Here is a 13,295-nt window from a genome sequence, read left to right as displayed (position 1 = left end):
CTCTGCTGAATAAAGTTAACCTGTTGAAGTGATTTTCAACAGGTTTTTTTAATTCTGAAACAGAAATTTGGTAACGGAAATAGAAAAACGTTTATAATAAATATAATACCCATTGGAAGAGGGGGGATTTGGTGTTCAAACAGGATTATCTTTTTTGGAAAATGATACAGGAGCTTCAAACAGAAGGTGGCTATCGAATTCTCCAATTATCGAAATCGAATAATGAAATTTGGTTAGAAACGCTGCAGAAGAACAAACCAAGAATTATTCGTATCCTACGTCATGATTTAGATTGGAGCAATTGGATGCAGCGGGATATGGAAATTACCGCCCAACGATTGGAACAACTTAGAAAACGACTATATGCCCGTAAATTGGAAGCTCTTAATATTTATATAACTACATACCCACCTGTTGATGATTGGAAGTTTCGGATAGAACAATCATTACTTGCAGGTGCAAAAGGATTAACTACTTTACAAACTGTTTTAATCGATTCTGAACATAAAGAAACCGGACTAAAAGAAGTTTCAGCACTTGTTCATACTGAATTTACAATGGATGACTCCATCTATATTGATCTAGAAACAGTTGAAAATATCAAGCATGAGGTAATTACGGTTGCCAACAAACGTATAACAAATGAAAAGCAAATTTTTCAAAACGGGAAGCCTTTTTTTACATATATCTTAATTGCGATTCAATTAGTTATGTTTGCTATATTAGAATTTAATGGGGGAAGTACAAATACCGAAACCTTGCTGAAATATGGGGCAAAGGAAAACTTTCGGATTTTAAATGGTGAATGGTGGCGTTTTTTCACGCCAATGATTTTACATATTGGTTTCCTTCATCTCCTCATGAATACCTTTGCATTGTATTATTTAGGAGCAGAGGTAGAGCGACTATACGGGAAACTAAGGTTTTTATGGATCTATGTGTTCGCCGGATTTGTAGGTAGTTTGGCAAGCTTTGTTTTTAACGCAAATATTTCTGCAGGAGCTTCTGGGGCTATTTTTGGATGCTTTGGAGCGTTATTATTTTTTGGTGCAGCGTATCCGTCGTTATTCTTTAGAACAATGGGGCCAAATGTGATTGGAATTATTATCATAAACTTAGTCCTTGGTTTTATGATTCCTGGTATTGATAACTCTGGGCATATTGGAGGCTTGGTTGGGGGCTTTTTAGCAGCAAGTATAGTTCATTTACCTAAGCGCAAAGAGTTTGCGAAACGAGTGGGTGGCCTTGTCTTAACATTGGCGACTGTAGGTGCCCTTGTTTATATGGGATATGTTGTTCAGCCACATTCCGATAACCCACGATTTGTCGTACAAACTGCTCAGGAATATATACAAGCGAATGAGATCAATAAGGCGTATGAGATGCTAAAAGGTGTTGAGGAAAAAGGAACTGACTCACCAGAAGTCTATTTTTATTTATCCTATACTGAAATTAAGCTTGGTAAACTTGAAGACGCTCGGGAGCATTTACAAATCGTCACTCAAAAGGCACCAGATATCTCAGAAGCGCATTACAATCTTGCGCTAATCTATGTTCAGTTGCAAGAATTTGAAAATGCAAAAAAGTCAATAGAACAGGCTCTTGAAATTGACCCAGACAATGAAAACTATCAAGAACTTATCAACGAAATAAAAAAATTGGAAAGTCCAATGTAAAAGTGTCTCATATGGGACGCTTTTTCTTTATTTCTCTTGGATAGGTATGATTTTCCAATTTTACGTCAAAGATGGATTAGTAGCCTATTACGAAAACAAACAGAGGTCTTTGTACGTGATTGGAGTGATACTCATGGGAAATGAAAAAGAAGAGCCAAAACATCCTGTCTCATTAAATATAGAAGAAAATCGGAGCTATTTAAAAGAGGCTCTTGGTGTAGATAAAAGCTTTGATGTAATCCAAGTTGATGTAGAATACGCTGGAAAAGACATGTCAATGTTTTTAATTGATGGCCTTATTAAAGATGATATTTTACATTTATTGCAAAAATTTCTTGCGAAACAGGACGAAAGTATTTTCAAAATAGATGGATTAGAAAAACTGCTAAAAACGTATATTCCATATGTAGAAGTGGAAAGCACAGATGACCTAGATAAGGTTGTTGACATGGTCCTTGCGGGTCCAACTGCTCTAGTTATCGATGGCATTGAAAAGGTTATTTTAATAGATGCTAGAACCTATCCTGTAAGGGGGCCAGAAGAGCCTGATATAGAAAGAGTTGTAAGAGGGTCAAGGGATGGCTATGTCGAGACGATTGTCTTTAATACGGCATTAACGAGAAGAAGAGTACGGGATAAGTCCCTCCGAATGGAATATATGCAGGTGGGAAGACGTTCCAAGACAGATATCGTGATTAGCTATATTGAGGATATTGCTGATCCCGATCACGTTAAAGAAGTTAAAGATGCCATTTCAAAGATTGACACAGATGGTTTGCCGATGGGTGAAAAGACCATTGAGGAATATATTTCAGGACGACATTATAATCCCTATCCAGTCGTAAGATATACGGAAAGGCCAGACACGGCAGCTGCACATCTATTCGAGGGTCATATTATCATCATGGTTGATGGTTCACCAAGTGTTCTTATCACACCCACCACATTTTGGCATCATATGCAGCATGCCGAGGAATATCGAAACAGTCCCGTAACTGGGTTATACCTGCGCCTGGTTCGCTATATTGGAGTTTGGGCATCACTGTTTTTATTACCACTTTGGTATTTATTTGCAGTTCATCCTGAACTATTGCCAGATAGTCTTAAATTTATCGGTCCAAATGATGATGGCAGATTACCATTGATATTACAGTTCTTTCTAATCGAAATTGGAATTGATCTGTTGCGGATGGCAGCCATTCATACCCCGACCGCCCTTGCTACAGCACTAGGGCTTGTCGCAGCCATGTTAATTGGACAGGTTGCAGTTGAAGTCGGTTTATTTACAAATGAGGTTATTTTGTACCTCGCAATTGCAGCAATTGGTACCTTCTCAACACCAAGCTATGAGATGAGCCTTGCAAACCGCTTAGCCAGACTATTTTTCTTATTAACGACCAGTATATTTGGAGTAATTGGATTTGTCGGAGGAATTACACTATGGATTCTCTATTTAGCACGAATGAAATCATTTAATGTTCCTTATTTATGGCCGTTTATTCCATTTTCCTTGAAAGGATTTAAGGACGTTTTATTCCGTGCTCCTATTCCGTTAAAAAGAAATAGACCGAGGATATTACATCCAAAAGATCCGGATAAATAATAAATTTTTAGGAGTGTTCACTGTAAAATTGAGCACTCCTTTTACATTTTTATGGACTTTCATGAGAAAAACTTGCGTGTTTCTATTTTTTTAAATAAGCTAGTATCATATTGTGGAATGCAGAAGGTGAGAAAGTGAAAACAATTTATGATATTCAACAATTTTTAAAAAAATTCGGCACGATCATTTATGTTGGTGACAGAGTTGCCGACCTTGAATTAATGGAGACTGAAATACAAGAGCTTTACAATTCACAGCTCATTGAAACAAAGGATTATCAATTAGCTATTTTTCTACTCCGCCAAGAAATTGTCTGGGAAACCGAAAAAAGAGCAAAAAACAAATAAACAAAGGAATGGAATACAAATGGAAAAATTATTAATTGGTATTGATTTAGGTGGAACAACAGTCAAACTTGCCTTTATCACACAAGAAGGTGAGATTGTTTCAAAATGGGAAATTCCAACCGATAAATCTGGAGCAAAAATTATCCCAGATATTGCAGAAGCAATTGAAGCTAAAATGAACGAACTTAAGTTTTCAAAAGAACAATTTGCTGGTGTAGGTATGGGTGCGCCTGGTCCAATACATTTTGAAGATGGCGTTATCTATAAAGCAACCAATCTAGGCTGGAGAGAAATGTATCCCCTTAAAGCAGAGCTTGAAGCAAATATTGGGTTGCCTACAGTTGTCGATAATGATGCAAACGTCGCGGCTATCGGTGAAATGTGGAAGGGTGCAGGTGAAGGCGCAAAGGACTTACTTTGTGTAACGCTAGGAACGGGTGTCGGCGGAGGAATTATCTCTAATGGCAACGTTGTTCGCGGAGCCAATGGGGCAGGTGGAGAAATTGGCCATATCACCTCCTTGGTTGATGGTGGTGCTTTATGTGGCTGTGGAAAGACGGGCTGTATCGAAACGATAGCATCCGCTACTGGTATTGCACGTTTGGCAAAAGAGGCCATTCAGGGTGGAAACGAATCAAGTGTCCTTCGAGAACTATTTGAACAAACGGGAGAAGTCACTTCAAAGGATGTCTTTGAAGCAGCAGGTAAAGGGGACCTTATAGCCCAAGAAATCATTGACAATGTAACAACACATCTAGGATTAGCTTTAAGTCATGTTGCAAATGGCCTAAACCCAGAAAAAATTGTTATTGGTGGCGGTGTCTCAAAAGCAGGTGAGCAATTACTGCTTCCATTAAGAAAACAGTTTAATCGTTTTGCGTTTCCAAGGGTAGCAGAGGCTACTGAAATCGCCATTGCCACATTAGGAAACGATGCGGGTGTAATAGGTGCTGCTTATTTGGCTAAAAATAACCAATAAATAGGAAAAAGAGATTTCACAATGAAATCTCTTTTTTTACATTTTTATTAGAATATTTAAAAGATTGTTACTTTTAATTACTATGAAACTTTCTAGTCAACTAAACGTCTTATATGTATATACATAATGTACATCTATATGATTCTATAAAATTAAGTTGTTTGGATGATTGATTTTTGGTAAAAAAAGTATTAAGATTATCTTTAGATTTTTCTAAAATACCTAAAAATGGAAATAAAATACATCGATTTTTGGTGCTCCGCGGTCTTGAAAACAAGGAGGTATATTGATGATTACGTCATCAACGTTATCCAAATCAAAGTTCATCTTTTTAGCTGCATGTATGCTTTGGATAAAAACATATATCGTATATAAAACTAGCTTTGATATAAAAATAGAAAACTTGATGCAAGAGTTTATTTTACTGATAAACCCATTGAGTTTCTTATTGCTGTTCTTTGGTATTTCCATTTTTATCAAGGAAAAACATCGAACTAAGTTTATTATTTTTGCTAGTTTACTATCTTCATTTGTGTTATTTGCCAATGTTGTCTTTTACAGATTTTTCAACGATTTTTTGACTCTTCCTGTTCTTTTCCAAACAAGTAACATGGGGGATTTAGGAACGAGTATTACAGGAAATTTAAAGGCAACAGATTCACTTCTGTTCATTGATGTGGTTATTCTAATTTTAATAAATAAATGTAAACCAAGCTTTACTGCCGCTGAAGTAATCACGAAGAAGGAGAGAAGATCCTATTTCATCCTTGTTGCAGCTATATTCTTTTTTAATCTTGGATTAGCAGAAGCACAGCGACCACAGTTATTGACAAGAACCTTCGACCGTGAAATGTTAGTGAAGAATATCGGGACATACAACTATCAAATTTATGATATTGTCCTACAATCAAAATCTTCCGCCCAACGAGCTTTAGCCGACAGTAGTTCATTTATTGAAATCGAGAACTACTTAAAAGCGAATCAAAAGGAACCAAGCGATAAATTTGGGATTGCACAAGGAAAAAATGTCGTCGTGATTTCAATGGAATCACTACAAAACTTTGTCATTAATGAAACTATTGATGGGGAAGAAATCACGCCATTCTTAAATGATTTTATAAAAGAAAGTTATTACTTTGACAATTTTTATCATCAAACAGGTCAAGGAAAGACATCCGATTCAGAGTTTTTATTAGAAAATTCATTATATCCACTTGGGCGCGGAGCCGTATTCTTTACCCATGCTAATAATGAATTTACAGCAACTCCTGAATTTATTAAGGACTATGGATATTTTTCATCCGTCTTTCATGCGAATAATAAGACTTTCTGGAATCGCGATATCATGTATGATTCCCTTGGCTACGATGAATTTTTTGATGTAGAAAGCTATGAGGTTACAGAGGAAAATTCAATTGGATGGGGCTTAAAGGATATCGATTTCTTTGAACAATCCATTGACCTATTAAAATCACAGCCACAGCCGTACTACTCGAAATTTATTACATTAACAAACCATTTCCCTTTTGAACTTGGTGAAGAGGATAAAATGGTAAATGAATTTAATTCAAACTCAAGAACATTGAACCGTTATTTCCCAACCGTTCGCTATATGGATGAGTCTATAAAAATCTTCATTGAACGACTTAAAGAAGAAGGAATGTATGAAAATACAATATTTGTCCTTTATGGGGATCACTATGGAATTTCTGAAAACCATAATAAAGCGATGGCACAATTCCTAGGGAAAGAAGAAATCACACCATTTGATTCCATTCAATTGCAAAAGGTACCATTAATCATTCACATACCTGGAGTGACAGATAAGAATCCACAAGTTATTTCAACTGTATCTGGACAAATTGATTTAAAACCAACTATCTTAAATCTCCTTGGAATGGATATACGCAATGACGTTCATTTCGGTAGTGATTTATTTTCTAATGAAAAAATTCCATTGACTGTCTTACGTGATGGAAGCTTTATCACAGATCAGCATGTATATACGAAAAATGCTTGTTATGATAAAGCAACAGGTGAAGAGGCAGAAATTAGCTATTGTGAGCCTTACATGGAAAAAGCAGGGCTAGAATTAGATTACTCAGATGAGATTGTCTATGGAGACCTTCTCCGTTTCTATAATGGAACATCTTATCATGAACCTGTCCCTGAAGAGTTTAAAGAATAAGTAGTTAAAAGCCTTGGCCAATTAGGTCAAGGCTTTTCCAATGGCATGAAGTACATCCCCTTACTCATAAAATGGTAGGAGAGGCTAACAAGGAGGTATTAGGAGTGAAGGTAACTGTCCGTCCAGGAGACACGTTCTGGTATTACAGTCAATTGTTTGCTATCCCTACTCATTTATTAATTGACTCAAATTTACATTTGAATATAAATAACTTGCAGGTTGGGGCAGAAGTAAATATTCCCGGTTTTCTTTTAAAACAGCATAGAATTGCTCAAGGTGATACGTTATGGAAGTTGGCGAAATCTCGTACACTTATCGAAGATTCCTTATTTTTAGTAAATCCAGGAATAAAAGCGGAAACTCTAGATGTTGGCCAAATGATTCTGATTCCAGAAAGAGTGGTTCAACCGATCGTAAATGGAGATAGGGAATACGATTTTGCTGACATGATGAGGGATATAGAGCAATTAAAGACCATTTATCCATTTCTTCAAACCCGGTCTATTGGTAAAAGTGTATTAGGAAAAGATCTGCTTGAACTTCGAATTGGAAGAGGAGCAAAAAAGGTTCATTGGAATGGGTCGTTTCATGCAAATGAATGGATTACAACAAATGTCATTATGACCTTTATAAATGAGTATTTGCTGGCGTTAACCAATATGGCCCCGATAAGAGGGTTTTATGTAGAGCCATTCTATTTGGAAGCATTCTTATCAATAGTCCCAATGGTAAATCCAGATGGCGTTAATTTGGTGTTAAATGGTCCTCCTGAACAAGAACCATATAGACAGGAAGTTGTGAAGGTTAACAATGGAAATCTTGAATTTAAAGACTGGAAAGCCAATATTCGCGGTGTCGATTTAAACAATCAATTTCCGGCGAATTGGGAGATTGAAAAAGAACGAAAGGAACCGAAATCACCCGCACCCCGAGATTACCCAGGAGATGCTCCATTAACTGAGCCTGAAGCAATCGCGATTGAAAAACTAACAAGAGCCTCAAACTTTAATCGTGTTCTAGCCTTCCATACTCAAGGAGAGGTTATTTATTGGGGATATGAGGGATTAGAACCATCAGAGGCAGGAACCATTGTGAACGAATTTTCGAGGGTTAGTGGGTATAGAGCCGTTCGAACGATAGATAGCCATGCAGGGTATAAGGATTGGTTTATCCAAGAATGGAGGAGACCAGGGTTTACATTCGAATTAGGGGAAGGCGTTAATCCGCTCCCGCTTTCTCAATTTGAGGAAATTTATCAGGAGACTCTCGGAGCATTTTTAGCCTCCTTGTATATGTGAAAATGCTCTCTAAAAAAGTCGGCGAAAAGGCCGGCTTTTTTCCTTGCGCTGAAACTTTTTAGCGTGCATAATCGTATTATCTGTTAAGGGAAACAATAGAACGTGGAACTCTATTTAGAAGCTAAAGAGGTGTTATTGAGTTGGTGAGAAATTTAATATTCTTTTTTATGTTTCTTTTTCTACTGGCTGGCTGTAATTCTCATCAACCTTTTGATACAAGTGATGCGCCAAATAGTAGGAATAAGAATGTCACAAAAGGTCCTGTACCTACAGAATTCTTTGGAGAAAATCAAGAGGTGCAGCCACTTGAACTCCGTGGTGAAGAATTCAATAGTGTGGGCGAATGGTATGATGATGAAAGCATCCTCTATGTTACTAATGATAATGGCATTTCAAAAATATATAAGTATCATTTGTTTACAGGTGAAAAGGAACTGTTCATTCAAACCTCTGCCCCTGTGCTGACAATGAAGGCAAATGAGGATCATTCCATGTTTTTAATACATACATCAGATTCTCAAAATATGGCGAAGTTAACGGCAGTGGACAAAGAGGGAAACGTGCAATTTGAATGGGAAATTAATTCCTTTGATTTGTTTTACAGCTGGAATCCTTATCATCCAAGTGAGGTATTCGTAACGTCGTTTTTAGAAGATTGGTCGTTTCAAACTCATTTGGTGGACATTCAGGCCGAGGAAAAAACGAAATTTGAGGTCTTTCAGCCTTTTATTCAATGGGTTAGTCCCAATACGATTTCATATTTAAAATGGGACCAAAACGAGTTAGATTACTTTGCACCACTTTATTCGTATCATTTAGATACAAAAACAGAAGGGCTCTTATTTGAGGATATTATTTCGTTTTCTTCTTTTAAAGACCTACTTGTTACGTATGAATTAATTCAGGGCGAGGAGGCATTTGCGAAGGTTGGCCTTTACAATCCCGAAAAGAATAAAAAGCTATATGAATTTGAAATGCCACTCTTAAGTGACTACTCGAAATGGTATATACCTTCGGCCGATTATGTTGTTGAACAAAAGAAATTCTACTCATTTCAGCCATATTCAAATGGGGCATTTGATACGTATGGAGAAAAATTCGAATTGGTTTCCTACGACATCAGTACAAGGAAAGAAGAGGTCATCCTTGAAAAGGTAGATGATCAACCCCTTAATTTTTCTCCAAACGGTTTCTTATGTTTATATGGATTTCAATTTGAGAAAATCATTGATATGAGGACAAGTAAAATAACAGACCTTGTACTATATTAAGGACAAATGAAAAAGCCATCGTTTCTGATGGCTTTTAAATCTTTTTTATCTTAGTGAGCAGTTGGGAAACCATGTTTCCAGATTGTCATGATTGTGAACCAGCCTAATACTAAAAAGATACCAGTAGAGAATAATAAGGCTAAAAGGTTCTTATCGCGTAAAGAACGAATAATACCAAATGCAGCTAAAATTACAATTAGTGAAAAGATAATCATTAGACCCATGTGACTTACCCCCTTGCTATAATCAATGTTACATGTAAAAGCGCGCCTTTCCTTTTTTAATATTCATTACTATTTTTCCCCATAGCATGAAAATTTACAACATCCCATCAAATAACTCATGAAAAATGTTGCTCCGAAAGGCTGAAAACCCTTTATGTAAAAGAAATAGATAGATTCAATCTATATTCTAATCGTTTTATACGTATTTGTCGAGGAGGAAAAAGTGACACTTTCAAGACAAATTACCATTTAGGTAAAACCTCAAGTGCATTTGTTTAAGTGCTTTTTCGTTTTCAATTGATAGTGTAGAATAAAGGATAGATTAAAAAGCATCGGAGGGAAAGTTATGAAGTGGCAAAGGATTCCGTTAGGACCCTTACAAACAAACGCGTACATTTTGACCAGTTCAAACAAGGAGTGCGTCATCTTTGATCCGGGTGGAGATGGACAAAGATTAAATACGATATTAAGGCAACAGGGACTTACACCAGTTGCGGTTCTATTAACACATGCTCATTTCGATCATATTGGTGCCATTGACGATGTAATCGCTAATTGGGATGTACCTGTGTATATTCACGAGAAAGAGAAGAATTGGCTGAAAGACCCTGCTTTAAATGGGTCAGCTTATTTCATTCCTGGTCAAGAAATCTTATCAAAAGCAGAACCAACCATCCTTCCAAAAGAAGGGAGTTTTGTTGTAAGTGACTTTCATTTAGACCTTTATTATACGCCAGGACATTCACCGGGAAGTGTTTCGTATTATTGCAAAGAACTTGGAGTTGTTTTTTCAGGGGATGCCTTATTTCAAGGTAGCATCGGGAGAACAGACTTACCAGGTGGAAGCCATGAACAATTACTAAGTAGTATTCATAAAAAGCTTCTTACATTACCAGAAGAAACAATTGTCCTATCAGGGCATGGACCCGAAACAACGATCGAAGCTGAAATGGACTCAAACCCGTTCTTAAATGGGTTTTAAACACTAAACACAGAAAAGGTCTAACTCCGGTAGAGTCAGACCAATTCTTTGGGGATGTTTAAACATTAAGAATTCCTTCCTAATGTCAATACTTATATATCCGTATAATGGGAGGGATATTGTAAGCTACTAAATTTACAATATAATAATATAAACACTGTGTCAATGGTGAAAAATAGTAAAAATAAATGTTCAAAAGGTGGGTGAAAAGGACCGCGTCGACAAGAACGCCACGGCCTAATGTCTTGTCGACACTAGCGCATCATGTGCGTCGAAATTTCAAGGCGGTGCAGCTTTGAGTACCGGAGCGTATGCAGTTAATACGTGAGGAACGGAAAAGCAAACCAACGAAGAAATTCGATGTGTCATTTTCGGACGACTTTTTGAACATCCTCTAAAAGGTGAGCATATGCTAGACATATTAAAAGATGCCATTCAATCATCTTTAAACAAACAGATTACATATGAACAGTTTATGAATACAGTTCTATATCATGAAAATAAAGGCTATTACAAGATGGACCAAGTAAAGGTTGGAAAAGAAGGAGATTTCATCACAAGCAGTAATATCTCCAATGTCTTTGGCAAACTGTTTGCAACCCTGTTTCATAAACTAATTACTCTCGAAAAAATTCCACCATATATCTGTGAAATAGGTGGTGGAAATGGTAGATTTGCAAAGGCTGTTCTTGACGAATTACAAGATTCCTATATTGATACGTTTCAAAAGATAACCTACATCATTATAGAAACAAGTCCTTACCATCAACGTTTGCAGCAGGACATTCTACCTGTAGGCAAAAAAGTGATCCAATATCAGAGTCTTGATGAAGCAAAAAGAGATTTCCCGATTTTTCATGGAATTGTGTTTTCAAATGAATTGTTTGATGCTTTTCCGGTAAGAGTGATTGAGAAAAAGGATCATAATCTGTATGAAGTGAACATCACACTAACAGAGGAAGAGCAATTAACCGAAATACTTACACCTCTTACAGATGAAGGAATTAAGAAATATTTAAATACGAATAAGATTGTACTGACTAATGGACAACGGTTTGAAATTCCACTTCAGATGCTTTCCTACCTAGAAGACCTGTCCAGCTTTCTTGGGGATGCTGTTGTCTTCACAGTTGATTATGGGTATACGAATGCTGAATGGGAAGAACCTGCAAGAAAGAGGGGAAGCCTGAGGGGGTACTACAATCATCAATTAATACATAACCCACTCGAGTACCCAGGAGAAATGGATTTAACAACTCATATTCATTTTGACGCGCTGGTTACATATAGTTCCAAACTAGGACTTGAACTAGTGAAGAAATGTAGACAGGATGAATTTTTATTGGAAGCGGGAATTTTAACGTTTTTACAGGAGAATTTTGATCCCAATCCCTTTTCAGAAAAAAGTAAACAAAATCGAGCGATTCGTTCTCTTATCATGGATAGTGGAATGAGTGCAGCATTTCATGTTCTCTTACAGCAAAAGAATGTAAAAGTATCTTGGGAAAATATCTTCCAAGGCAAATAAAAAAGCGATGTTTCCATCGCTTTTTTTTAGTGACCTCCACCAAGTGGCATCATAAATGTGGTGTAGTAAGAGAAGGCACAGAAGAAAACAGTTAAATATGCGCCAAACACGTAAATGTACATTCTTTCAGACAATTTTAAATAGCTTAAAAGGACGAAAAATCCGGTTTGTGCAAAGAAAATTAGTGCTAGAACATCCATACCACCAACGTAGAACATTACTGCAAATATACCTGTCCAAAAACCTAAAACTCGGTACATACGTTCCATATGTATATTTCCCCCCTTAGACATGATTTAACATCACTTTTATTATTATAATGTAACGATTACACAAATGTAAACATTACTTTGCGACAATTGCGTGATAACTGCAAGAATTACAACCAAGAATGATATTTTCTGACTCCTCCAGCACCACATCGTCAAAGAGTAAATTAAACATTCCTCTTAGAAATGCATGATGCATTCCACAAACGGCTTCAAAGTTTTCTTGAGCAATTTCTCTGAATGGACAATTATTAATCTTTAAAAAGATTTTTGTCTTATCCTTATTATGGTCTAAATCTGGATAAAAACCCGCAACTGTGGATGCCTTTTTTAAAATATCAAGCTTTTGGTCAAAGGTTAGCTCATGGATTGAAACTGGGATTTGATGGTTCACTAGTTCCTCCCCGAATCTTCTACCTGTTAGTTCAAGTGCTTGTTTTCCCACATCACCAAGTGTTGCCATCGTTTCAATTGCAATTTTTGAAAGTAGTTGATAATCGCGAAACGGAAAATTAATTTGAATGTGATCATTTGATAGTCGATAAAGACGACTCGGTCTGCCACCTTTTCCTGTTTTCTTTGCTTCCGACACAAGCATATTGACATCTTCAAGCTTGGTTAAATGTAGTCTTGCTACATTCGGATGAATTTCAAATTCTTCTGCGATTTCTTGAACGGTGACATCTTCATTTTGTTTAATAATGTATTGGTAAATATAATAACGGGTTGGATCTGCTAAAACGTTCGTTATCTTCAGTGTTTGTTCCACCGTCTTCACTCCTTGCGACCCTATTGATACCCCAATTATATTACAGTTAATTACCATCAATAAGTGATTTATATCACTTGTAGATAAAAGTTCATAAATAAACAACGATTATTTTCAAGTATAATTGGCATACTTTGCAGAAAACGAACATACAATGTATT

General features: G+C 36.6%; 12 protein-coding genes. 9 read left to right on the top strand and 3 right to left on the bottom strand.

Annotated elements, in window-relative coordinates:
• The first annotated feature begins 131 nt into the window (after nucleotides 1-131).
• From CKK03_RS07045 to CKK03_RS07015, 7 genes are all read left to right on the top strand, one after another.
• Nucleotides 132-1,676 (top strand): rhomboid family protein, encoded by a 1,545-nt coding sequence (locus tag CKK03_RS07045; RefSeq protein ID WP_245864053.1) that lies wholly within the window; start codon nucleotides 132-134, stop codon nucleotides 1,674-1,676.
• A 133-nt stretch (nucleotides 1,677-1,809) separates the two neighbouring features.
• Entirely contained in the window at nucleotides 1,810-3,279 is a 1,470-nt protein-coding gene (locus tag CKK03_RS07040; RefSeq protein ID WP_099361916.1) for a spore germination protein, read from the top strand.
• 134 nt (nucleotides 3,280-3,413) lie between these two features.
• Nucleotides 3,414-3,626, top strand: a complete 213-nt coding sequence (locus tag CKK03_RS07035) for a YqgQ family protein (protein ID WP_099352270.1) — start codon at nucleotides 3,414-3,416, stop codon at nucleotides 3,624-3,626.
• Nucleotides 3,627-3,645: 19 nt separating this feature from the next.
• A complete protein-coding gene (locus CKK03_RS07030; RefSeq protein WP_099361915.1) occupies nucleotides 3,646-4,605 on the top strand; it encodes an ROK family glucokinase in 960 nt (319 codons plus the stop codon).
• Nucleotides 4,606-4,897: 292 nt separating this feature from the next.
• On the top strand, nucleotides 4,898-6,793 hold the full coding sequence (locus CKK03_RS07025) for an LTA synthase family protein (protein ID WP_425432851.1): 1,896 nt from the start codon (nucleotides 4,898-4,900) through the stop codon (nucleotides 6,791-6,793).
• A 104-nt stretch (nucleotides 6,794-6,897) separates the two neighbouring features.
• Nucleotides 6,898-8,091 carry a M14 family zinc carboxypeptidase gene (locus CKK03_RS07020; RefSeq protein WP_099361913.1) on the top strand — a complete coding sequence of 398 codons (1,194 nt, stop codon included), beginning with the start codon at nucleotides 6,898-6,900 and terminating at the stop codon, nucleotides 8,089-8,091.
• Between the two features lie 143 nt (nucleotides 8,092-8,234).
• Nucleotides 8,235-9,362: a YqgU-like beta propeller domain-containing protein gene (locus CKK03_RS07015; protein ID WP_142354006.1), complete on the top strand. Its 1,128-nt coding sequence runs from the start codon at nucleotides 8,235-8,237 to the stop codon at nucleotides 9,360-9,362.
• Between the two features lie 50 nt (nucleotides 9,363-9,412).
• Here the strand turns inward: CKK03_RS07015 and CKK03_RS07010 are convergent, their stop codons facing one another.
• Entirely contained in the window at nucleotides 9,413-9,586 is a 174-nt protein-coding gene (locus tag CKK03_RS07010; RefSeq protein ID WP_010678113.1) for a DUF2759 domain-containing protein, read from the bottom strand.
• 346 nt (nucleotides 9,587-9,932) lie between these two features.
• Between CKK03_RS07010 and CKK03_RS07005 the strand changes: the two genes are divergently transcribed.
• On the top strand, nucleotides 9,933-10,568 hold the full coding sequence (locus CKK03_RS07005) for an MBL fold metallo-hydrolase (RefSeq protein ID WP_099361911.1): 636 nt from the start codon (nucleotides 9,933-9,935) through the stop codon (nucleotides 10,566-10,568).
• A 409-nt stretch (nucleotides 10,569-10,977) separates the two neighbouring features.
• Complete coding sequence (locus CKK03_RS07000) at nucleotides 10,978-12,096, top strand: class I SAM-dependent methyltransferase (protein ID WP_099361910.1); 1,119 nt, start codon at nucleotides 10,978-10,980, stop codon at nucleotides 12,094-12,096.
• A gap of 26 nt (nucleotides 12,097-12,122) precedes the next feature.
• Here CKK03_RS07000 and CKK03_RS06995 read toward each other — a convergent pair whose 3' ends face one another.
• Together CKK03_RS06995 and CKK03_RS06990 are read right to left on the bottom strand one after the other, a co-directional pair.
• Nucleotides 12,123-12,365, bottom strand: a complete 243-nt coding sequence (locus CKK03_RS06995; RefSeq protein ID WP_099352277.1) for a DUF2626 domain-containing protein — start codon at nucleotides 12,363-12,365, stop codon at nucleotides 12,123-12,125.
• A 76-nt stretch (nucleotides 12,366-12,441) separates the two neighbouring features.
• A complete protein-coding gene (locus CKK03_RS06990; protein WP_099352278.1) occupies nucleotides 12,442-13,134 on the bottom strand; it encodes a helix-turn-helix transcriptional regulator in 693 nt (230 codons plus the stop codon).
• Nucleotides 13,135-13,295 lie beyond the last annotated feature (161 nt).

It is taken from the genome of Fredinandcohnia onubensis (assembly GCF_002734215.1).
GTDB classification, from domain to species: Bacteria; Bacillota; Bacilli; order Bacillales; family Bacillaceae_L; genus Ferdinandcohnia; species Ferdinandcohnia onubensis.
This window is presented reverse-complemented; position numbering and strand designations above follow the sequence as displayed.

Excerpts from the sequence above, each read along its gene's own strand:
- CKK03_RS07000 (WP_099361910.1), top strand. The coding sequence starts at position 10,978 with ATGCTAGACATATTAAAAGATGCCATTCAATCATCTTTAAACAAACAG.
- CKK03_RS07005 (WP_099361911.1), top strand. The coding sequence starts at position 9,933 with ATGAAGTGGCAAAGGATTCCGTTAGGACCCTTACAAACAAACGCGTAC.
- CKK03_RS06995 (WP_099352277.1), bottom strand. The coding sequence starts at position 12,365 with ATGGAACGTATGTACCGAGTTTTAGGTTTTTGGACAGGTATATTTGCA.
- CKK03_RS07030 (WP_099361915.1), top strand. The coding sequence starts at position 3,646 with ATGGAAAAATTATTAATTGGTATTGATTTAGGTGGAACAACAGTCAAA.
- CKK03_RS07040 (WP_099361916.1), top strand. The coding sequence starts at position 1,810 with ATGGGAAATGAAAAAGAAGAGCCAAAACATCCTGTCTCATTAAATATA.
- CKK03_RS07010 (WP_010678113.1), bottom strand. The coding sequence starts at position 9,586 with ATGGGTCTAATGATTATCTTTTCACTAATTGTAATTTTAGCTGCATTT.